Raw genomic sequence first — 18596 nt, 5'->3', positions numbered from 1 at the left:
CGGTCCTTGTCTGTCAGCTGTGCTGTGCATGCCGGACGGCAATGTCGCCGTATCGCGTTCGAGCGCGAATCGATACGCTCTCTTCTGTCTCGTCGGGTGCGCCTTCGGGCGTGAGTTCGTTGCGAACGTGTCCGTCCTTCGACGACAGATCGAGCCACGCGGGCACACCGCGCCGCACACCGACGGTAACCTGGCCGTATCCGCTCTCAACTTGGATTGCGCCACCGGTTACTTCGTGGAGAGTGATGCTGCCGTACGCGGTCTTCGCGCTCACTCCGCCTAGCGACTTCTCGACATCGAGATCGCCGTAGGACAGCTTGGCATCGAGTTCGGTGCCAGATTCCCGCACCATGATCGAGCCGTGCGACGCCTTGAGCACTGCATCACCGACGACCGTTCCGAGTCGAATCTGGCCGTGGTCCGCGGTGATATCGATATTGCCCAGTGCCGTACCCACGGTCGCGTTACCGTGCCCGGCGCGCACCCACAGGTCCTCTGCCGAATCCAATTCGACCGGACCCATCGAACTCTTGATGCGCACGGCAGCGAGATCGCCCACGGTGCGTAAGCTGCCGACTGCAATCTCCGCAGTGAGTCGAGACGCCTGCGGCACTTCGACTTTCACCTCCACGGACTCTGTCGGACCGAAGAAGCTGATGCGCGCCTTGGGACCGATGACGGTGAGGCGCTCGCCGTCGAAGTCGACCTTGGTGTTCTCGGCCCCCTTACGATCGACGGCTTTGGACGGGTTGGTGGGAGTGACGGTCACGACGGTGTCGGTGCGTTCTGTCGCAACGACGTCGATGCTCCCGACCTGCAGATCGATGGCCAGGTCGATCGGCGTCGGAGTAGCGAATTCGGGCATGGCGATGCCTCCTATGGGCATGGTTGTGACACTCTGCTCGGCGCAGAGTTACTGAAAAGCTTTGCTGGAGCCGACGATCAGCGCGCCCAGCCGGCGAAGTTGTCCCCGGTACGAACCGTTCGTTGCGCGGCACGGCGTTGTTTGGGTTGAAGAGCGGTGGCGACGGCTCGCACCAACCAGGTGTTCACCGACATACCGTCCGACGCCGCGGCCTCGTCCACTCGCGATTTGAGCGCGTCCGGCAGTCGAAGAGTGGTGCGGGATGTGCTCGTGTCGTCCAGTTCGATGCTGGGAGGGGTTTGTTCGTCGTCTTCCGGTTCCGAGACAGGTGCCGCCACGACGAATTCGATCTCACGTCCGCGGAGCCTGATGTCCACGGAACCAGGGGCAAGGTCGCGGCTGATGTCTCCTACCGCGGCCGACAGCACGTCGAGCATCACCAGACGCGTCGCCGCATCCATGCCGTCGACGAGTCGTTCAGCAGCGACACGAGTGTTCTCGTCTCCGGTTGCTGCCGACTCGACCAACCGACGTTGCAGGTCGTTGACGTACTGCCCAAGTTCCATGCATCAAGAGTGACACCACAATGGTGTCACGTCAAGCCCTAGTGGTGTCATGATGGGCTCGCACCGCTGCCTGTAGCGCTCTCCCGGCAGGCAACGCGTGGCATCAGGGCCGAAGGGACTGGACGATTGCCGTGATGCGCCGCTCACGGGTGTCGTCACGTTTCGCGTCGGCCACGGAGCGTGCGTGTTCTTTTCGTGTCGACGGTGCCAGCGCATCGAACGCTGCTCGGACGGCGGGATCCGCGTCCAGAGCTGTGGCCAGCGCCGGCGGTACCTCGATCACCTGCGGCTGGTCGTCCAATTCGATCGTCACGTCGACGGTGTCGCCGGCCTCTACGCCGAGTGTGGCGCGAACGCTCTTGTTCAGTCCGAGCAGATTTTCGCCTCCCATCCGCCCGATCCGACCGCGCACAGTTTGTCCACCGATCGTGAACCGGACCGGCGGAGTCTTGGTGGAGCCGAGGGACGCAACCTGTTCGTCACTGAGCACTATTGCTGCTGCAGAGCCCCGTGATTCGAGGACCGTAGACACACGCAGAACCGTTGCTGCCATGCGGACAGGCTATCCGTCGCGGGTGCGCTCAGTGTCCACAATTCGCGTCGACAGGCGGGATTCCGTCACCGGCCTCAAATTGTGGACAGTCAGCGCACCTGGCCGACGGCAGTCAGGCTTCGGCTTCTACGATTCGCTTGATTGCCGCCAGGGTGCGCGGGATGCCGTCGAGAGCGGCTCGGCTACGAGTGTCGATTTCCTGCTGCGCGTCGTCGCCGAACTTGCGGTGAAAGTGGGCGATGCCGCCGGGCAGAAAGTTCCAGTTCTCGGTCAGCCGTGTGCCACCGTCCACGGGCTCGAGCGTGTAGCCCCAGCGGACGAAGTTGTCGCCCACCACCCAAGCGAACTCGCGGCCGGGTTCGGCCGCCGCCACTGTCGAGACCGTTTCCCAGGTGCGACCCGGCACCACATTGCGGCCGGTGAACGTAGATCCGACGCCACCGCCACCGGGCTCGTTCCACCAGCACTCCTGGCAGATCGGGCTCCATTCACCCGTACGGGTGACGTCGGAGACGACGGCGTACACGTCGTCGACCGACGCAGCGACGGTGATGGATTCGGAGAACTCGAGTGCAGTCATCTCACCATTGTCCCTCCGCGGCCGACGCAGCTGTGAGCAGAGTCGCTGCCCACAGCAGAACACCTGGTGTGCAACCGAATTCGGATTCACACTCGACTCATGAGCGAATCGCCTCGAATGTTCCCGCCCGAACTCCGCAACCAACTCCTACGACACCGAGTCCTGGTACTCGACGGCCCCCTCGACGACGACAACGGCACCGTCCTCACCACTCACCTGCTGACGTTGGCCGCCGAGAATTCCTCGGCCGACATCGCCCTGTGGATTCACTCTCCAGGCGGATCGGTTCCCGCGATGCTCGCCATCCGCGATGTGATGCGCCTCGTCCCGTGCGACGTCTCGACCCTCGCGCTCGGATTGGCCTGCAGCGCTGGTCAATTCCTGCTGTCGTCGGGCACGCTAGGAAAGCGGTACGCCCTGCCGCATTCACGGATCCTCATGCACCAGGGCTCGGCGGGCATCGGAGGGTCGGCCGTCGAAGTGGAGGTGCAGGCCAACGATCTGCGTCATACCCGAGATACGGTGCTCGGCCTGATCGCCGACGACACGGGACAAACACGTGAGCAGATCTTCGACGACTCTCTGCACGATCGCTGGTTCACTGCGGAGGCTGCCCGTGAGTACGGGTTCGTCGATGCGATCGTCGACTCGTTCGATCAGGTCATGCCTGCGCGACGGGTGTCCTTCGGAATGGAGCTGGCACGATGAGCACGTACACGATTCCAAATGTGATCACGCGAGATTCGCGCGGAGAACGCGTCGTCGACGTGTATTCGCACTTGCTCAGTGAGCGCATCGTCTACCTCGGTACCGGAATCGATGCAGGTGTCGCGAACGCGATGATCGCGCAACTTCTTCACTTGGAGGCCGACTCTCCCGATCGGGAGATTTCGATGTACATCAACTGCGAGGGCGGTGACACGGCCGCCATGCTGGCCGTCTACGACACCATGCAGTTCATCGGATCACCTGTTGCCACAACATGTGTGGGCCAAGCCGTTGCAGCTGGTGCAGTACTCCTCGCCGCCGGGGCACCAGGGCGACGCTCTGCGCTGACCCACAGTCGGGTGGTGTTGCATCAACCTGCGGCGCAGGGACGCGGCACCATTCCCGACCTGATTCTGGCTGCAGACGAGGTGGTCCGAGTCCGGGCCGAGATGGAATCGATCCTTGCCAAACACACGGGACGCGACGTCGAGAAGCTTCGCCATGACACCGACCGCGATCTGGTGTTGACGGCATCTGCCGCCCGCGAGTACGGCGTCGTCGACCAGGTTCTCGAGGGGCGTCAGGCAGCCATCAACGTCGCATCTCCTCGCGACAGGTCGTGATGCGCTAGGCGTGAGATGTCCGCCATCGAAGTGCCCAACGCACCGACGACGGCCGCAAGGATTTCGCTCGACGGGTCCTTGCGGCCACGTTCGACCTCCGACAAGTACTGCGGCGCAATGCCTGCGCGGGCTGCGGTCTCGGCAAGAGTGTCGCCGCGGGCGTGCCTGCGCTCGCGTAGCCTCCGGCCGACCACTTCACGCCACAAGGGTTCCACTGCGCGTGCTGCTCGGCGCTCATCGATTCGTATGACCTCGCCCATGATCGGAGCCTAGGCCTCGATTCCATGAGGTGTCGGGGATTCTGCTCAGAGCAGAGAACCCGGTTTCACGAATGTCTTCGCAAAGCGCTTCTGCCAGGGCGTCTCGACTGCTCGACGCGCGTAGTTGTGTCGAACGTAGTCGACGGCTGCACTGCCGGGCATACCGTCGAGCGCGACGAGGCACGCGAGCGCTGTGCCAGTTCTCCCCACCCCACCGGTGCACGCGATCTCGACCCTCTCGGTTGCGCAGCGGCGCAGTACTTCTCGCAGTACAACCCCGAGTTCCTTCGAGTCGGACGGAAGCCAGAAGTCGGGCCAACGAACCCATCGGCTGTCCCAATCGAATCCACCAGGATCCCGGCCCTGCAGGTAGACCCCGAGATCCGGCCGTGGGCCGCCGGGCATCGGATCGCGCAAGGCGCGTCCACGAACGAGATTGCCCGACGGCAACTGGAGCACGCCCGCACTACGTGCATCCCACACTCAGCTCGTCCTCTCGCAGCATCCCAGTTCCTTACATACTGCATCGCTCGGCCTCGAAGGGGAAGGGATAGCAGCAGGGGCATACTCGGACGATGCACCCATTCCTCGAGCACCGTGAGCGTGTGTTGACCGGTAGCTGGACCCCACTGGACGGAGCCCGAGTCACATCGTCGACCTTGCCCGAACCGTGGCTGAGTGCGTTGGAACGACTCGGCCATGACCTGCAGGTGCGTCAATACGGTTTGCGCATCGAGCACATCGAATGGGCAGCCATGTACGACCCCGATGGGGGTGCGGTGTGGCTCGAGAGTGCCGTCACCGTGGAGGGGAGCGATCCAGGTGGCCTCGGCGGCAATGGTTACGGTGCGCAGGTCGACGCCAACGTCGACGAGGCGCTGGTGTCCATGGCAGATTTGGTTCAACTGCAAGTGGCCGAAGCGCACACCGCCTGGCCGTGGGGTGACGGGGGCGGATTCATGAGCCCTCGTCTCGCCGACGGCGTCGCGGTGTGGATCGACCGAACTGGAAGTTCGACACCGATCGGCACTCTCGCAGAACCGCACTAGCTGTCCGGGTATCGGCCTACCCGGAGGCCACTGACCTCAGCGTCCACTATTCGGCTCCGGAAGCGAATTTCCGTCGCTGGATGCGAATTGTGGGCGCTGAGGTCAGTCGATCCAGACACGTATCCGCATACAGAAGGATTCTCGTGGCGTGGACAGTTGGGGTACCGTTGCCGAATATCCATCCACGCACAACTCCTCGGCCCGCCTCCGATATGGCGCACACAGTGAAACTTTCGAACGAAAGGGCCACGACCCTTTCCTCTCGGTGAACCCCCACAGGCCGCGTACGGTGCGGACCGATGGTTGGGCACTCCAATATCTGGCGCAGTGGCGTCGACGAGTTGAGTATCTCGAAGAACGCGTCGATGGAAGACACAGGTCAACGCGCGACAATCGGGTGCCGATCTTGGCCGGGTTCACCGGCTGCCCCGCATGCGACGCCCACTTCTATGGCGATGGACCGCGCGATGCGTTGGAACGACTCATGCGACGCGACGGGCGTCGTGCCCACCGATTACGCGCGGCGGTAGCTCGATTGGATCAGCGGTACCGCGACGTGACCGTCGAGATCGACCGGTCCGGATCGATGCCGTGGTGGGAACGTCGAGCACCGTGGGTGTGACTACCCACCCGGCTTGGTCCACTCGATTGTGTGCCGAAACCCTATGCGGTGTCGCATGGTCGCGCCCGGGAGCCGCTTCTTCACTATGTGACCGATCTCGTCGAAGCTCAACACCGGGTCCTTCACCGGGAACGGTGGCGGCGGCGCGGTCACCGGGCTGGGCCACGGTCGGTGCAGAAATCCGATCAACGGATTGGTGACGATCGAGACCGCATCCCACAGCAGATCTTCCGCGCTTCGTGGCGGCGCGAGCCCGACGATGAGTGCGCGTCCGCCCGGCGCGAGAATTCGTTCGACATGGCGTAATGCGTCGTCCATGTCGAGGTGATGCAGGACGGCGACCATGGTCACAAGATCGATCGAATCGTCTGCCCAGGAGTCGAGTTGGCTGTCTGTGATCGACACATTGTTCAGATCGGCAGAGGTGATCTCTGCGATTCGGCGCATCTCCGAATCGCGGTCGGCCCCCGCGACCTGATCGAAATGGGGAGCCAACGCACGCACCAGTCCGCCTCGTCCACAGCCCATGTCGACTGCACGGCTACGTCGATCCGGCAGGTTCGCCAGAATCCAACTGTGAAAGTAGTCGTTGTGACTCCATGGATGTCGCTCGTTCAGCTCGCGAACCCACTGGGCCCCTCTACCTCCGATAAGGGACGTCCCCATTCGTCTCAGCACCACGGAACCCAGTATCCACGAGGCGCGGCAACTCCACCTCGGAGAACGGTGTCAACCCAACCATGTGTCCAAGGCTTGTTCCACGAGTGATGGAGCTTCCAGCGGCGCCAGGTGCCCCACACCCGGAAGAGCGACCACAGCCGATCGACCTGGCAACAGCTGCCGCAGTTGATATGCCTGGTCGACTGGAATCCAGGGGTCTTGTTGACCCCATCCGATGGACGTGTCGCAGTAGACCGAATCAGGAGGACTGAGCTTCCAACACCACCGCGAGTCTCTTCAGGTCTTCGGCGACCATGTCGAGATCGCGTTCGAACTCTTTGTCGCTGAGCTCGATCTGGCGGACCGTGAACAGAATCTCCGCGCCGTTCGGATGGCTCAATACTCGAACGGGATTGTTCACTACGGTCCCCGACGGCAACGTGACGTCATGATCGAGGACGCCGAGGTCGTTGTGAGGCACGAAGCGTACTGTCACCCGCCCCATCGGCGATTCAGCAATAAGTCGATCGCCGTCGATGGTCACGGGACTGTTCGCCAGTCCTGCTGCCCATCTGGGTAAGTTCGCGGGATTGGCGGCGAATTCGTACACCTCCTCGGGTGTGCGCCCTATGACTCGACTGACGTGTCGACTTGCTACAACGAGTTCTGGATTCATAGCAGCGACCCTACGACGACGGGCCGCGACGTTCTGCCGGAAATCGGACCTGTGCCGAAGTCGTGAGTGCACGAACCCAGCCACACACGTGTGACTTGAACATGTTCAAACTGCGGTCTATGGTCAAATTTGAACACGTTCAGAAATGAGGCGAATCGATGGCTCGCACGTCCGACACTCGCGACAAGGTGGTCGAGGTAGCTCTTCGCCTGTTTCGCGAGGAGGGATTTCAAGCAACCACCATGCGTCGCATTGCCGACGAAGCGGGCATCTCACTGGGTAATGCCTACTACTACTTCGCCGGCAAGGATGAGCTCGTCAACGAGTTGTACATGGTGATTCAACGCGATCATCGCGAGCGCGCGCTCAGCGTTCTCGTCGACGGCGGATCGCTCTCCGAAAATCTTGCCGCCGTATTGCATTCCGGCCTGGACGTGATGGAGCCCTATCACGCGTTCGGTGGATCCTTCCTGCACTTGGCGCTGCCGACGAGCACGAGTTCCAGCCCCTTCTCGGAGGAATCGTCCGACGCCAGATCCATGGCCATCGATCTCATGCGAATCACCCTGAACGCCTCGAAACAAAAGGTTCCGGCGCCACTGAAAGACGCTCTCCCGACACTGCTCTGGATGATCTACATGGGAGTCACTCTGCACTGGGTGACCGACTCCTCGGACAACCAGCGACGCACGCGCGTACTGGTCGACGGGCTAGTGCCCGTCGTATCCAAGGCCGTACGCCTTGCTCGCCTTCCCGTGGCGCGGGGGTTGGTCACCGACGTGGCAGGTCTCCTGAAACGAATGACCTCTTCGGAAGGGTTGGACCAGTGAACGATTCACCGTCGACTGTCGTCATCTGCGGTGCCTCCGGCTACATCGGCCGGTATCTGCGTCGCAACTACGAAGAACGCGATATCCAAGTCGAGACCATCGGGCGCGGAACATCCAGCGATGCAACGTGGTCCGACCACCGCAGCATTGTCGAGGTTCTCGATGGTGCCGATCTGGTCATCAATCTCGCAGGCCGCTCGGTGAGCTGTCGCTACAACAAGCGAAACGCAGACGAGATCATGTCGTCGCGCATCCAGACGACGGGCCAACTCGGCCGTGCCCTGGCCGACGTCAAGACCGCACCCGAGTTGTGGGTCAACGCCAGTACCGGAACCATCTATCGCGATTCCCGTGATCGGCCGATGGACGAACTGTCGGGTGAGCTGGGGTCGGGTTTCTCGGTCGAGGTCGCCCGTGCCTGGGAGCGTGAATTGTTCGACGCCGATGTGGCCATTCGGAAAGTAGCGCTTCGCATGTCGATCGTGTTGGGTGCAGGCGGAGGAGCTATCAATCCGATCATCGACCTGGCACGAGTCGGACTCGGCGGCACGATGGGCGACGGCGGTCAGATGTTCAGCTGGGTGCACGTCGCAGACGTTGCACAGGTTCTCGATCATCTCTACGACAACCGCGGAATTTCCGGCCCCGTCAACGTCGCCACTCCGTTTCCGGTGACCAACACAGAGCTGATGCATCAGGTCCGGAATGCACTGGGCCGCAGTCACGGTCTACCGACACCGGCATGGCTGCTTCAGTTCGGTGCACGGGTGATTCGCACCGAGGCCGAACTGGTCCTGAAGAGTCGCTGGGTGGATCCACAAGTGTTGACAGACACAGGTTTCGAGTTTCGATATCCGAGGCTGGACGACGCGCTGGCGAACATCGCGTCCGAGACGCCCCGAGGGTTGCTCCCCGTCGCCCTGGGATGACGGGGAGCTCCTCGATCTCTACACCAGCGACGCCGACAACCCGCCGTCCAGGATGTAGTGGCTTCCGGTGATCCACGTCGCCCGGTCGGATGCGAGGAACAATGTCACCTCGGCGATGTCCTCCGGTGTTCCCAGTCGTCCCTGCTTCGCTGCCACCAGGTCTCCGAACGGGATCTGGGTCGCAGCCTCGAAGTCCGGGACCAAGCGATCGACCATTGCGGTGTCGGCAAATCCGGGACACACGGCGTTCACGCGTACTCCCGATGCTCGCATCTCGATGGCCGCGACACGGGTGAGCTGAATGACCGCAGCCTTTGTGGCGCAGTAGGAACCGAGCAACGCTGTTCCGCCGACGCCGGCCAGCGACGCAATGTTGACGATGTTCCCCTTCGATTCGATCAGCGCGCCGATCGCGGCCTTCATCACCAAGAATGTGCCCTTGACGTTGACGGCGTAGATCTTGTCGAAGCTTTCCGTCGACTGCTGCAGCAGCGGTGACGATACTTCGATGCCGGCGTTGTTGATGACGATGTCGAGTCCACCCAGAATCTCGACGGCCTGTGCCACTGCGCTCTGTACCTGACCCTCGTCGGATACGTCGCAGTTGGCGATGCCTGCAGCTCCGATCTCCTCGGCCGTCTTCGCTGCTGCACCTTCGTCGATGTCGCTGACGACAACGCGTGCGCCGCGCTCGATGAACATTGTGGAGATGGCTTTTCCGATGCCGGCTCCGGATCCGGTGACGAACACTCGCTTGCCCTCGAACTCGGTCATGGTGTGCTTCCCTTCGATAGTGAGTGAGACATGGTGCTGCGCACTTCGGTCTTGAGGATCTTTCCCACTTTCGAGCGGGGAAGGTCGGTCCATATCTGAATCTGTTTGGGTGTCTTGATGCTTCCGATCTTCGCCTTCACATGGGCGATCAGCTCCTCGTCGGATGCATTCCGGCCAGGACGCAGAAGTACTGCGGCGGTGACGCGTTCGCCCCACTTGTCGTCGGGCAGCCCGACGACGGCGCATTCCTTCACCGCCGGATGCGACAGCAGAGCCTGTTCCACCTCGGCCGAGTAGACGTTGAACCCGCCCGTGATGATCATGTCCTTGGCACGATCGACGACGTACAAATAGCCGTCGTCGTCGAGATACCCGATGTCGCCGGTGTGGTGCCAGCCGTGTGCACCGACTTCGGCTGTCGCGTCCGGATTCTCGTGATAGCCCTGCATCACGAGGGGACCGCGAACGACGATCTCACCGCGCTCGCCGCGTTCGACCAGTCCACCGTCATCGTTCATGATCGCCACCGTTGTCAGGGGCGTCGGTTTGCCTGCCGAGCTGAGTCGTTCGATGGCGATGGAACCGTCGCTACGGAAATGGTCGGCCGGAGCAAGAGTGGCGATCATGTTCGGTGCCTCGGTCTGCCCGAAGAGCTGTCCGAGGACCGGGCCGATACGGGTCAGCGCCTCTTCCAGTCGAGTCGGCGACATCGGCGCGGCCCCGTACCAGAGGCACCGCAGCGACGACAGGTCGGTGATGTCCAGATCCGGATGATCGAGCACACCGTAGATCACCGTCGGCGGAAGAAACGCGTGGGTGATTCCGTGTTGCTCGATGAGGGAGAGGAACTTTCCGACGTCCGGAGCGACCATGACAACGACGTGTCCACCGAGACTGAGGATGGGGAACGTCAGTACTCCGGCAGAGTGCGTCAGTGGGGCGAGAGCCAGGTACCGAGGCCGGTCGCCGAAGGGGTAGCTCATGAGTGCGGTTGCCGTGGAGGTCATCATGTTCTCCTCGGTCAGTCTCACTCCCTTGGGTTTTCCGGTCGTGCCACCCGTGCCTGCGATCATGCACAGGCCGTCCGCCGGTCGTCTCTCGTCAACAGAATCGGAGCCGTGTTCGACGAGCCATCGCTCGTAGGAGAGTGCTCCCGGCACGTCGCCGTCCAGACAGACGAGCCATTCCAACCGAGGGAGCTGGTCGCGAATGCGACCGACCAGGTCTGCAAAGGCTTTCTGGAAGAACAGGAATCGACAACCGAACAGATCGAACAGTTGCCGATTCTCGTCGGCTTCGTTGCGTGGGTTGATCGGGCACCACACTGCCCCTGCTCGCGAGATCGCAAACACGCAGGTCAGCGCCAGCGGGTCGTTGGCGGAGAGCACCGCGACCCGATCGCCGGCTTCGATTCCGTTGTGCTGCAACGCAGCGGCGATGGTCACCGTGTCGTCGTACACCTGGCCGTAGTTTCGAGTGGAGTCACCGATGGTGAGACAGGGTGCATCTCGGCCCAGCGACACCCCTTTGTCGAGGTAGTCGGACAACCGCATCGGACCGATCCTCAGCTGTGCGCGGTGACGATGGGCTCGAGCACCAGTCCGAAGGCGCGGAGCACACCGAGCAGTTCCCGATGCCCGAATGCCTGGCAGCTGGACGCGAAGCCCACCTTCTTCGGCGGTCCCTGCAGCAGATGCGCCGCAGCGAAGGCGTTGAGCAGTGCGGTCTGCTTGTAGTTGCAGTTGCCGTGAATCACCGTGTGCACGCGCCCGAGGGGTCCCGACGCGTACACCGAGTCGAGTGAGGTGTTGATGCGCGGATTCTCGCGGGGAGGTGTATCACTTCGTACCGAGGCAGAGACCGTGTCGATGATCTGGTACTTCTCTGCATCCGATTTGCCCTCCATCTGAGCCATTGCGGCGGAGATGATTTGGGGTACCGCCAGCATGAGGGGCTTGTTGATCACGCCGCCGAGGGCGCGAGCGTTCGCTACTCGAGGGTCGTTCTTGAACCACACCGGATGGGATGTCCCGCCCCACGGAAGCGCCAGGCCCAGGTCGTGCTGGCCGGGCACCACTACCTGCATGACTCCGTCGTCCGGCCACTCCACGTACTCGTTCTGCTCGAGGTAGTAGGCCTTGGAGAACGCGGCGTTCGTGAGAATCGTGTTGGTCGACGCGACCGTCGGATGTCCTTTCCAGAACACCTCGATGTCGAGGGTGTCCAGACCCGGTGTCTCGAGGCAGATGTTCGCGGCGATCTCACCAATGCTGTACATCTGCGCCAAACCTGGCGTGAGCACCAGGTTTCGGGAGGCGAACTCGGCACCGTATTTGGTTTCGGCGTCGATCATCCAGTCCTGCTCACCGGTGGTGTCGGTGTAGTGCGCCCCGATCTCGAGGCAGGCCTGGGCCACCTCGTGACCGAATCGTGAGAACGGCCCGACCGTGTTGAGGACGATCTCGGCCCCACGAAATGCCTCGGCCAGGGCCGCGGCCGTGTGTTCGACCTCGACGACGTCGTGTTCGACGGTCTCGATACCGGGCACCGCGTCGAGAATGCCTTTGACGCGGCCTTCGTCGCGTCCGGCGGCGAGGAACGGAATGTTGTACTCGCGCAAGTACTCACAGATGAGTCGGCCGGTATATCCCGATGCACCGTAGACGACGACGCGCTTGTCCGTTGGCATGGAAAGTCCTCTCGTGGACGGCCCGTCCGCACGGCGGACCGAGTTGGGTGTCGAGTTCGAGCACCGGAGGGGACGCATCTGCATCCACCGTTTCCGGCATGTGCTGTGGGTCACAGTAAGCTAGAATTTGAACAGACGTCAAGCTTTTTCTTGACAACTGTCCAGGGCAGGCGAAATGCAGTGGTTCGCGAATTCGCCGTCGGGCATACACTGGGAGACCTACGCGCGGAAAGGACCCGGACCATGACACAGACGGTCGATCCGCGCGCGCGTATCGAAGAGCGCGCTCGCAACAAGTTCGAGTCCAAACGAACCGAACTGGCGCAGGCGACGCTGCACACGCTGGCCGAACTGGGTTATGCGCGCACCTCACTCCGCGAGATCGCGCAGAATTCCGAGTTCTCGCACGGCGTCCTGCACTATTACTTCACCGACAAACTCGACCTCATCACGCACGCAGTTCGCCAGTACGAGGCCATCTGTGTCACCCGCTATGACGAGGTGGTGGCCAACGCGGTCGACGCCACGGGCCTCTATGCGGACTTCGAGGCCAAGTACTTCGCCACTCTCGCTGCGGACGCCGGCATCCATCGACTCTGGTACGACCTGCGGAATCAAGCCCTGTTCGACGACTCGTTCCGTTCCGAGGTGCTCGAGATCGAAGAGCGTCGGGTGGACATGATCTGGCGCGTGGTTGCTCGCTACTGCGACCTTCGCGGAACCACGCCTTCGCTCGATCGGGCGTCGGCGTACGTCCTCCTCGACGGCATCTTTCAGCGGGCCCTTCTGCACCACCTCGCAGGAAAGCCTGCCGAGATCGCCGCCGCGCGAGCACAATTACGCGCCGCTTTCGCGATGGTGGATTGCTCGACGCCTCAGTAGGTCCCCGGGCGGGTCCCCGTGTAGATGCCCGGCACTCGAAAGCGTAGAGGTGCCTCCTCGTATTCTTCGAGCGCGTGTGCCGTCCATCCCACGATTCGGGCGAGTGCGAACACCATCTCCGGCGTATCCGCCCTGAGTCCGTAGGCAAGGGCGAACGTAGCGAGAGCAAAGTCCGAATTGGGAAAAGTATCGAACCGATCGCTCACCTCGTCGATGACGACATCCGCGGCAGCGATCACCGAGCAATCGGCACCGTGTGCGGGATCTCGGAGCAACCGAAGCAGTTCCTCGGCACGTGGATCTCGGTCGGTGTAGACGACGTGACCGAACCCTGAGATACGCGTTCCGGACCTCAATTGTGTTGCGAGAGCCGCTACCGGATCATCGATCGCCGTCGCCAAGAACCTGTACACGGGGTCGGCAGCAGACCCGTGCAGGGGGCCGTCGATGCACCCGAGACCTGCCGCGAGAACCGAATACAGATTGGCCCGGGTGCTCGCGGCTACCCGCACTCCGAGGGTCGAGGCCGCCAGACCGTGATCGGCCATCAACACCAGCGCTGCCTGCAGCGGGACTCGTCCACGTGGATCCGATCCATCGGACTTCACTGCGGCCCATACGGATTCCGTCACCGATACTTCCGGGGATTGCCCGCCGAGGGCCGCGCCCACCGTGGCCAGGAGCTGACCCGCTTCGCGCACCACGGAGGTGGAGCCGATATCGAATCGCAGCGGGCGGTAGGTGGCCGCTACATCGACGGCGATGCGTATCCGATCGATCGAGCGGCAGTCCGGTGCCATCGACGCCAGTGCTTGTCGACATCGTTGCACCACTGCGGAATCGGCTCGAAATTGCACGTCTTCCAGCAGCTCACCTGTCCAGACGAAGTGTGCAACCGACTCGAACGAAAGAGAACTGAGTTGAACGGCATCACGCCCCCGGTAGTACAGATGCCCGTCGTCGATCAGTGTGGTCTGGGTCCGAATACGTTCCACTGCACCGATATCGGTTCGACGGGCTGTGTCGCGACCGGCGAGCGCTTCCACCTCGTCGACGTCGAACACACTCCCCCGCACCCCGGGCAGTCGAGTGCTGGTCAGCAGCCCGCGGCTGACATAGGCGTACACCGTCTCAGGCTTGACGCCCAATCGCGCTGCGGCCTGGGCCGTGGTGAGCAGATTTCGGCCGTCGTTCGACGTCATGCTCGTCCTTCGTATTGACTGGATCAACATTGACAACAATCAACAGTAACGCGGATCGTAGGAGTTGACCAGGACAAAGGAGATCAGACATGACCGTTCTCGAAGCCCCACGCGGGCTGCACAACGTCGTCGTCACCACCACCTCGATCGGAGACGTGCGAGGTGACGAGGGGTTTTATCACTACCGCCAGTACTCGGCCATCGACCTGGCTGTGACAGGCACGTTCGAAGATGCCTGGTTCCTGATGGTCGAAGGCCGGTTGCCGAGCGAGACCGAGCGCGCCGAGTTCCTGCACGCGGTGGCACCTCTGCGAGTGCTGCCGGACGACGTCGCTACCGCCGTGAGAACGGTCGCGCAATCAGGACCCGTGCAGCCTCTCCTGGCGTTGCGGACGGTGCTGTCCGGTCTGGCGGGCGCGGTACCGCTGTACGAGTCGTCGGAGGCGGACAAGCGGACCACGGCTCTACGCCTGTGCGCGATGACGCCGACCATTTTGGCTGCCGTGCACAGGATTCGGTCCGGCGAGCAACCCGTCGAGCCGCGCGAAGAGCTGACGACGGCGCAGAACTGGCTGCTCACGATCACCGGAAATGTGCCCGACGCCGACCGTGCCCGAGCCGTCGACCGCTACCTCACTGCCACGATCGATCACGGATTCAACGCCTCGACGTTCACCGCACGAGTTGTCGCGTCGACAGGCTCGGACATCGCGTCCGCGGTGTGCGCAGCGATCGGGGCGTTCGCCGGTCCATTACACGGAGGCGCGCCGGATCGCGCCCTCGACGGGCTCGACGAGATTGCCGACATCGAATCCGCCGACGCGTGGGCACGCTCGAAAATCACGGCAGGCGAACGAATCATGGGATTCGGCCACCCGGTGTATCGAACCGATGACCCCCGATCGGTGATGCTGCGCGAGACTGCGCAGGAGATGGGCGGAGAGCTCATCGACAAGGCTGTGCAGGTCGAGAAGGTCATCGCCGCTGCGCTCGCAGATCTGAAGCCGGATCGAAAGCTGTACGCCAATGTGGAGTACTACGCCGGCGTTGTGATGGAACTGTGCGGAATTCCGCGATCGATGTTCACCCCCACGTTCGCGTGCAGCCGCATGGTCGGGTGGTGCGCCAACATCGTCGAACAGTCGCACGACAGCAAGATCATTCGCCCAATCGCCCGCTACGACGGTCCAGTGCCTTCGGCAAGGGTGCGGATAGGTGCCGCCCAGGGCACTTAACCGTGCCACTGCGGCGAAGCCGCACCGAGGTGTGCCATGATGGAAAACGCGCCTCGGTGCGCAGCGGCGGTGGGGCTCGCCGTAACCGAACCTCGGTCTTCGGACCGACAACAGTCCCTGTCTCGGCAGTCGCATGTCCGCAGATAGGGAGAAGTTCGATGAACGAATTCGACGAGATGCAGAGCGGTACCTCCGCCGACCGATCCATGCCGGTAGACCCCGACAGCCCGGGTTCGTCACGCCCACTGCACCTCCAACCACAAGCGATCGCGGCGGTAGCTCTCGGCGGCGTGGTGGGTACCGGTATTCGCTACAGCGCGGAGTCCGCGTACCCGGCCGTCGCCGGCTCGTTCCCGTTCACCACTCTCGTCATCAACCTCACCGGTGCGTTCATCCTCGGAATGCTGCTGGAGCGCCTCGCACTGTCCGGCCCCGACCAGGGATGGCGACGCCGAATCCGGCTGTGCATCGGCACCGGGGTGCTCGGCTCGTACACCACGTACAGCTCGTTCGCCCTCGAGACCGTGGAGCTGATACGAGATCATCGTGTGGTCGCTGCCGCGGTGTACATGACCGTCAGCCTGGTCATCGGAACGTTCGCGGCCGGAGCGGGCATCGTTCTCGCGCAACGGTGCACCCGGGCGGAGGAGAAGCGATGATTGCGCTGTGGGTCGTTCTCGCCGGAAGTGCAGGGGCAGTGAGCAGATTCGTGCTCGACGGCGTCATCCGATCACGGTGGAAAACCGAATTTCCCTACGCCACAGTGCTGATCAACGTCACCGGATCAGCTGTGCTCGGCGTCGTGGCGGGGTTGGTGGCGTTTCGCTCGGCTCCGGAACAGGTCCAGGCAATAGTCGGCGTCGGATTCTGTGGTGGCTACACCACTTTCAGCACCGCGAGTGTGGAGACCGTGCGCCTCCTCGAACGGCGGCGTTACGGCCTCGCGGCTTACAACGCTATCGGTACGGCACTCACTACCACCGCGGTAGTCGGCGTGGCCATGGTCGCGACGGCGTACATGTGATGACGGGTCGTTCGCTTTCCGCGTCCGATCACGCAGTGCACAAGGAGCGATGACATGGCGCAGTACTGGAGCACCTTCCAGACAGCGGACGCCGACGGTGAGATTCCCGATGGTCTGCCCGCCGGGCGATACGTTGCGGTCATTCCGAATGGACATGGCGCGCTGACTGCGTGGGTCGCCGGACCCAGACGGTGCTACCGAACTCCGTACCCCGCGGCCGCGCACCCTCCTATCAGGGTGACTCGCGGTCATCCCGGCAGAACGCCGACGGAAGTGTGGTTCGAGCCATACACCGAAGTCGACTTGAAGGAGGAGAACGACGACATCAATTCCTACCTGGCCGAGGCCGGTGTCCGCTTGCGACCCCATGGATACCGTTGGCACGTATTGGTTCCCGAACACATCGAGGACGGTGAGGCGCTGGAAAGCGCATTGCGTGAGAAGAACAAATACGTCGATCCAATGGAGGTGTACGCGGCCATCAAGGAGCTGTACGAAATGGTGCAGAAGGGGATACCCCCGGCTCTGTCACACTACGACCATGAGTAGCGACGGCGACAAGCACAACCGTGTGCAGAGACGACCGGCGAGCTTCCGGCGTGAGTCGGCGGTGTGGTTTCCGATCTCGCTGACTTTTGCACTCACCGTGACCTTCATCGATGTCGATCTTCGAGCGATCGTGTCGAATCCAGCCGTGGTTCTCTTCGGCGCGGTCTTCGTTGTTCTGTCCCTCATCCCGGGAGCGATCGTGAGCTTCTTCGCGATTGCCGCAACAAGAGTTGCCGATCGAATGACGAGGGAAGCGCACTCGATGGAAAACAAACACTCGGTTGCTTCCCTTCACGGCACCGTGGCCGCGCTCGTGTCCGGCCTTCTCACATGGTGTTGGCTGCTGTTGAACGACTCGAACGCTGATACAGCATCAGTCATCATCGCCGTAGCTATTGTCGTGTTGGTCGCGGCGATTTCCGCCGCTCGCGGTTTGATAGCGAGACGATCGAGTTTCTGATCATCTGCAGCAAGCCCCAACCATCGGCGGGACGGTCACAAGGTCTTGACCTTCTCCAACGGGTAGCCGCCGATTACTACGACGACGAAGACGTACGCTGCCAGCCCGGCCAACTCCCACGTCGTCCTGTCGCGATGCAGGTCTGAGAACAGCCATACCAGGGGAGCCAGAAGCAGAATGGCGGCGACGATGCCACAGATTGCGAACAGCTTGTTAGCCGCGGCGCGCAGGTGCGGCGAAGTTTTCACTCGATCCGGTACGTTGCGGCCGTAGAAGTCGGGATGCAGTGCCTTTCCTCGCAACCCGACTGACGAGGCGTAGCTGAACGCAACGACGCCCGCGATCAGCCCGAGCGCAAGGGCGGTATTCACAACTACCCCGCTGCCGGTGCTCGACAGGACAACGTGAACGACCGGTAGATCCGAACGGTGTTCACGCACGCCCACCCCGCGACTATCGGGGCCAAGATCCCGAGCCATGGGATGACACCGGTGAACGCAAGAGCGAGGACCGAGAAGGCGATCGCAGTCGCCCCGAACGAATCGACCTTTCGCCCAGGGGACGAACCTGGGGTTGCCACTATCCCGGGAAACCTCGAGGAGGCGGCGAGCATCGACACCGCCGACACGCACGCAGCGAGACCTGCAACAACCATGAACGAGAAGACGAGTGCCCCGCCCAACCCGATTTCGGCCCAGTTCATCCGAGGCTCGAATATTCCGTGCACAAGTGATGTGATCACAGTGCTCGAAGCGTAAAAGCCCAAGTACAGCAGCACAATCGGACCCGCAAGCCTTGCCGTATCCCGATTACCCATACCGAACGGTATCAAATCCTAGCAATCAATTGGATCGCAACGG

25 protein-coding genes are annotated in these 18596 nt (G+C 62.4%); 11 read left to right on the top strand and 14 right to left on the bottom strand.

All coding sequences use genetic code 11. The features are described 5' to 3' along the window. Positions 1 to 13: 13 nt before the first annotated feature. From ACQR3T_RS16760 to ACQR3T_RS16745, 4 genes are all read right to left on the bottom strand, one after another. A complete protein-coding gene (locus tag ACQR3T_RS16760) occupies positions 14 to 865 on the bottom strand; it encodes a DUF4097 family beta strand repeat-containing protein (RefSeq protein WP_428694216.1) in 852 nt (283 codons plus the stop codon). 77 nt (positions 866 to 942) lie between these two features. After that, positions 943 to 1431, bottom strand: a complete 489-nt coding sequence (locus tag ACQR3T_RS16755; protein WP_428694215.1) for a histidine kinase — start codon at positions 1429 to 1431, stop codon at positions 943 to 945. Positions 1432 to 1534: 103 nt separating this feature from the next. Beyond that, positions 1535 to 1984 (bottom strand): YdeI/OmpD-associated family protein, encoded by a 450-nt coding sequence (locus ACQR3T_RS16750; RefSeq protein ID WP_428694214.1) that lies wholly within the window; start codon positions 1982 to 1984, stop codon positions 1535 to 1537. A 112-nt stretch (positions 1985 to 2096) separates the two neighbouring features. Beyond that, positions 2097 to 2564 (bottom strand): SRPBCC family protein, encoded by a 468-nt coding sequence (locus tag ACQR3T_RS16745; RefSeq protein ID WP_037172930.1) that lies wholly within the window; start codon positions 2562 to 2564, stop codon positions 2097 to 2099. A 99-nt stretch (positions 2565 to 2663) separates the two neighbouring features. On the opposite strand from ACQR3T_RS16745, the gene ACQR3T_RS16740 reads away from it, so the two are divergent. Together ACQR3T_RS16740 and ACQR3T_RS16735 are read left to right on the top strand one after the other, a co-directional pair. Continuing rightward, positions 2664 to 3272, top strand: a complete 609-nt coding sequence (locus tag ACQR3T_RS16740) for a ClpP family protease (RefSeq protein WP_428694213.1) — start codon at positions 2664 to 2666, stop codon at positions 3270 to 3272. Further along, positions 3269 to 3895, top strand: a complete 627-nt coding sequence (locus ACQR3T_RS16735; RefSeq protein WP_428694212.1) for a ClpP family protease — start codon at positions 3269 to 3271, stop codon at positions 3893 to 3895. The genes ACQR3T_RS16740 and ACQR3T_RS16735 overlap by 4 nt, the downstream gene beginning before the upstream one ends. Here ACQR3T_RS16735 and ACQR3T_RS16730 read toward each other — a convergent pair. Together ACQR3T_RS16730 and ACQR3T_RS16725 are read right to left on the bottom strand one after the other, a co-directional pair. Next, entirely contained in the window at positions 3853 to 4155 is a 303-nt protein-coding gene (locus ACQR3T_RS16730) for a helix-turn-helix domain-containing protein (protein ID WP_032376144.1), read from the bottom strand. The genes ACQR3T_RS16735 and ACQR3T_RS16730 overlap by 43 nt on opposite strands. Before the next feature lie 45 nt (positions 4156 to 4200). Next, complete coding sequence (locus tag ACQR3T_RS16725; RefSeq protein ID WP_428694408.1) at positions 4201 to 4560, bottom strand: protein-tyrosine phosphatase family protein; 360 nt, start codon at positions 4558 to 4560, stop codon at positions 4201 to 4203. Positions 4561 to 4730: 170 nt separating this feature from the next. Here ACQR3T_RS16725 and ACQR3T_RS16720 point away from each other — a divergent pair, with 170 nt between their 5' ends. Beyond that, positions 4731 to 5204 (top strand): hypothetical protein, encoded by a 474-nt coding sequence (locus ACQR3T_RS16720; RefSeq protein WP_428694211.1) that lies wholly within the window; start codon positions 4731 to 4733, stop codon positions 5202 to 5204. A 622-nt stretch (positions 5205 to 5826) separates the two neighbouring features. Here ACQR3T_RS16720 and ACQR3T_RS16715 read toward each other — a convergent pair. Continuing rightward, complete coding sequence (locus ACQR3T_RS16715) at positions 5827 to 6492, bottom strand: class I SAM-dependent methyltransferase (protein ID WP_428694210.1); 666 nt, start codon at positions 6490 to 6492, stop codon at positions 5827 to 5829. 253 nt (positions 6493 to 6745) lie between these two features. After that, positions 6746 to 7162, bottom strand: coding sequence for an SRPBCC family protein (locus ACQR3T_RS16710; RefSeq protein ID WP_428694209.1), 417 nt, complete (start codon positions 7160 to 7162; stop codon positions 6746 to 6748). A gap of 158 nt (positions 7163 to 7320) precedes the next feature. Between ACQR3T_RS16710 and ACQR3T_RS16705 the strand changes: the two genes are divergently transcribed. Further along, positions 7321 to 7992: a TetR/AcrR family transcriptional regulator gene (locus ACQR3T_RS16705; RefSeq protein ID WP_428694208.1), complete on the top strand. Its 672-nt coding sequence runs from the start codon at positions 7321 to 7323 to the stop codon at positions 7990 to 7992. After that, positions 7989 to 8921, top strand: a complete 933-nt coding sequence (locus tag ACQR3T_RS16700) for a TIGR01777 family oxidoreductase (RefSeq protein WP_428694207.1) — start codon at positions 7989 to 7991, stop codon at positions 8919 to 8921. The genes ACQR3T_RS16705 and ACQR3T_RS16700 overlap by 4 nt, the downstream gene beginning before the upstream one ends. Before the next feature lie 18 nt (positions 8922 to 8939). Here the strand turns inward: ACQR3T_RS16700 and ACQR3T_RS16695 are convergent, their stop codons facing one another. The 3 genes from ACQR3T_RS16695 to ACQR3T_RS16685 are packed head-to-tail and all read right to left on the bottom strand — an operon-like array spanning position 8940 to position 12384. Continuing rightward, positions 8940 to 9695 carry an SDR family NAD(P)-dependent oxidoreductase gene (locus tag ACQR3T_RS16695; protein ID WP_032376134.1) on the bottom strand — a complete coding sequence of 252 codons (756 nt, stop codon included), beginning with the start codon at positions 9693 to 9695 and terminating at the stop codon, positions 8940 to 8942. Next, positions 9692 to 11248 carry an acyl-CoA synthetase gene (locus tag ACQR3T_RS16690; protein WP_428694206.1) on the bottom strand — a complete coding sequence of 519 codons (1557 nt, stop codon included), beginning with the start codon at positions 11246 to 11248 and terminating at the stop codon, positions 9692 to 9694. The genes ACQR3T_RS16695 and ACQR3T_RS16690 overlap by 4 nt, the downstream gene beginning before the upstream one ends. A gap of 11 nt (positions 11249 to 11259) precedes the next feature. Next, complete coding sequence (locus tag ACQR3T_RS16685; RefSeq protein ID WP_428694205.1) at positions 11260 to 12384, bottom strand: DUF5938 domain-containing protein; 1125 nt, start codon at positions 12382 to 12384, stop codon at positions 11260 to 11262. A 243-nt stretch (positions 12385 to 12627) separates the two neighbouring features. On the opposite strand from ACQR3T_RS16685, the gene ACQR3T_RS16680 reads away from it, so the two are divergent. After that, a complete protein-coding gene (locus tag ACQR3T_RS16680; RefSeq protein ID WP_428694204.1) occupies positions 12628 to 13266 on the top strand; it encodes a TetR/AcrR family transcriptional regulator in 639 nt (212 codons plus the stop codon). On the opposite strand, the gene ACQR3T_RS16675 is transcribed toward ACQR3T_RS16680, so the two are convergent. Then, positions 13260 to 14468 (bottom strand): citrate/2-methylcitrate synthase, encoded by a 1209-nt coding sequence (locus ACQR3T_RS16675; RefSeq protein ID WP_428694203.1) that lies wholly within the window; start codon positions 14466 to 14468, stop codon positions 13260 to 13262. The genes ACQR3T_RS16680 and ACQR3T_RS16675 overlap by 7 nt on opposite strands. Before the next feature lie 89 nt (positions 14469 to 14557). Here ACQR3T_RS16675 and ACQR3T_RS16670 point away from each other — a divergent pair, with 89 nt between their 5' ends. From ACQR3T_RS16670 to ACQR3T_RS16650, 5 genes are all read left to right on the top strand, one after another. Next, on the top strand, positions 14558 to 15703 hold the full coding sequence (locus ACQR3T_RS16670; RefSeq protein ID WP_428694202.1) for a citrate/2-methylcitrate synthase: 1146 nt from the start codon (positions 14558 to 14560) through the stop codon (positions 15701 to 15703). Positions 15704 to 15861: 158 nt separating this feature from the next. Continuing rightward, the gene (gene crcB, locus ACQR3T_RS16665) at positions 15862 to 16362 is read left to right on the top strand and encodes a fluoride efflux transporter CrcB (protein ID WP_428694201.1); all 501 of its coding nucleotides are present in this window, start codon (positions 15862 to 15864) and stop codon (positions 16360 to 16362) included. Beyond that, the gene (gene crcB / locus ACQR3T_RS16660; RefSeq protein ID WP_428694200.1) at positions 16359 to 16727 is read left to right on the top strand and encodes a fluoride efflux transporter CrcB; all 369 of its coding nucleotides are present in this window, start codon (positions 16359 to 16361) and stop codon (positions 16725 to 16727) included. The genes crcB (ACQR3T_RS16665) and crcB (ACQR3T_RS16660) overlap by 4 nt, the downstream gene beginning before the upstream one ends. Before the next feature lie 54 nt (positions 16728 to 16781). Beyond that, entirely contained in the window at positions 16782 to 17276 is a 495-nt protein-coding gene (locus tag ACQR3T_RS16655; protein ID WP_428694199.1) for a DUF5956 family protein, read from the top strand. Continuing rightward, complete coding sequence (locus ACQR3T_RS16650) at positions 17269 to 17736, top strand: hypothetical protein (RefSeq protein ID WP_428694198.1); 468 nt, start codon at positions 17269 to 17271, stop codon at positions 17734 to 17736. Before ACQR3T_RS16655 ends, ACQR3T_RS16650 begins: the two co-directional genes overlap by 8 nt. Positions 17737 to 17771: 35 nt before the next feature. On the opposite strand, the gene ACQR3T_RS16645 is transcribed toward ACQR3T_RS16650, so the two are convergent. Together ACQR3T_RS16645 and ACQR3T_RS16640 are read right to left on the bottom strand one after the other, a co-directional pair. Beyond that, positions 17772 to 18107, bottom strand: coding sequence for a hypothetical protein (locus ACQR3T_RS16645; RefSeq protein WP_428694197.1), 336 nt, complete (start codon positions 18105 to 18107; stop codon positions 17772 to 17774). A gap of 2 nt (positions 18108 to 18109) precedes the next feature. Then, positions 18110 to 18478: a hypothetical protein gene (locus ACQR3T_RS16640; RefSeq protein WP_428694196.1), complete on the bottom strand. Its 369-nt coding sequence runs from the start codon at positions 18476 to 18478 to the stop codon at positions 18110 to 18112. Positions 18479 to 18596: the final 118 nt, after the last annotated feature.

The sequence above is a fragment of the Rhodococcus sp. IEGM1428 genome (genome assembly GCF_050321865.1).
Lineage (GTDB): Bacteria > Actinomycetota > Actinomycetes > Mycobacteriales > Mycobacteriaceae > Rhodococcoides.
This window is presented reverse-complemented; position numbering and strand designations above follow the sequence as displayed.

What these genes read in the sequence shown, in the direction of transcription:
- crcB (WP_428694200.1), top strand. Translation starts at nt 16,359, where the DNA reads ATGATTGCGCTGTGGGTCGTTCTCGCCGGAAGTGCAGGGGCAGTGAGC.
- ACQR3T_RS16715 (WP_428694210.1), bottom strand. Translation starts at nt 6,492, where the DNA reads ATGGGGACGTCCCTTATCGGAGGTAGAGGGGCCCAGTGGGTTCGCGAG.
- ACQR3T_RS16680 (WP_428694204.1), top strand. Translation starts at nt 12,628, where the DNA reads ATGACACAGACGGTCGATCCGCGCGCGCGTATCGAAGAGCGCGCTCGC.
- ACQR3T_RS16730 (WP_032376144.1), bottom strand. Translation starts at nt 4,155, where the DNA reads ATGGGCGAGGTCATACGAATCGATGAGCGCCGAGCAGCACGCGCAGTG.
- ACQR3T_RS16655 (WP_428694199.1), top strand. Translation starts at nt 16,782, where the DNA reads ATGGCGCAGTACTGGAGCACCTTCCAGACAGCGGACGCCGACGGTGAG.
- ACQR3T_RS16710 (WP_428694209.1), bottom strand. Translation starts at nt 7,162, where the DNA reads ATGAATCCAGAACTCGTTGTAGCAAGTCGACACGTCAGTCGAGTCATA.
- ACQR3T_RS16685 (WP_428694205.1), bottom strand. Translation starts at nt 12,384, where the DNA reads ATGCCAACGGACAAGCGCGTCGTCGTCTACGGTGCATCGGGATATACC.
- ACQR3T_RS16755 (WP_428694215.1), bottom strand. Translation starts at nt 1,431, where the DNA reads ATGGAACTTGGGCAGTACGTCAACGACCTGCAACGTCGGTTGGTCGAG.
- ACQR3T_RS16705 (WP_428694208.1), top strand. Translation starts at nt 7,321, where the DNA reads ATGGCTCGCACGTCCGACACTCGCGACAAGGTGGTCGAGGTAGCTCTT.
- ACQR3T_RS16690 (WP_428694206.1), bottom strand. Translation starts at nt 11,248, where the DNA reads ATGCGGTTGTCCGACTACCTCGACAAAGGGGTGTCGCTGGGCCGAGAT.
- ACQR3T_RS16720 (WP_428694211.1), top strand. Translation starts at nt 4,731, where the DNA reads ATGCACCCATTCCTCGAGCACCGTGAGCGTGTGTTGACCGGTAGCTGG.
- ACQR3T_RS16735 (WP_428694212.1), top strand. Translation starts at nt 3,269, where the DNA reads ATGAGCACGTACACGATTCCAAATGTGATCACGCGAGATTCGCGCGGA.
- ACQR3T_RS16750 (WP_428694214.1), bottom strand. Translation starts at nt 1,984, where the DNA reads ATGGCAGCAACGGTTCTGCGTGTGTCTACGGTCCTCGAATCACGGGGC.
- ACQR3T_RS16745 (WP_037172930.1), bottom strand. Translation starts at nt 2,564, where the DNA reads ATGACTGCACTCGAGTTCTCCGAATCCATCACCGTCGCTGCGTCGGTC.
- ACQR3T_RS16670 (WP_428694202.1), top strand. Translation starts at nt 14,558, where the DNA reads ATGACCGTTCTCGAAGCCCCACGCGGGCTGCACAACGTCGTCGTCACC.
- ACQR3T_RS16650 (WP_428694198.1), top strand. Translation starts at nt 17,269, where the DNA reads ATGAGTAGCGACGGCGACAAGCACAACCGTGTGCAGAGACGACCGGCG.
- ACQR3T_RS16760 (WP_428694216.1), bottom strand. Translation starts at nt 865, where the DNA reads ATGCCCGAATTCGCTACTCCGACGCCGATCGACCTGGCCATCGATCTG.
- ACQR3T_RS16725 (WP_428694408.1), bottom strand. Translation starts at nt 4,560, where the DNA reads ATGCCCGGCGGCCCACGGCCGGATCTCGGGGTCTACCTGCAGGGCCGG.
- ACQR3T_RS16695 (WP_032376134.1), bottom strand. Translation starts at nt 9,695, where the DNA reads ATGACCGAGTTCGAGGGCAAGCGAGTGTTCGTCACCGGATCCGGAGCC.
- crcB (WP_428694201.1), top strand. Translation starts at nt 15,862, where the DNA reads ATGAACGAATTCGACGAGATGCAGAGCGGTACCTCCGCCGACCGATCC.
- ACQR3T_RS16675 (WP_428694203.1), bottom strand. Translation starts at nt 14,468, where the DNA reads ATGACGTCGAACGACGGCCGAAATCTGCTCACCACGGCCCAGGCCGCA.
- ACQR3T_RS16740 (WP_428694213.1), top strand. Translation starts at nt 2,664, where the DNA reads ATGAGCGAATCGCCTCGAATGTTCCCGCCCGAACTCCGCAACCAACTC.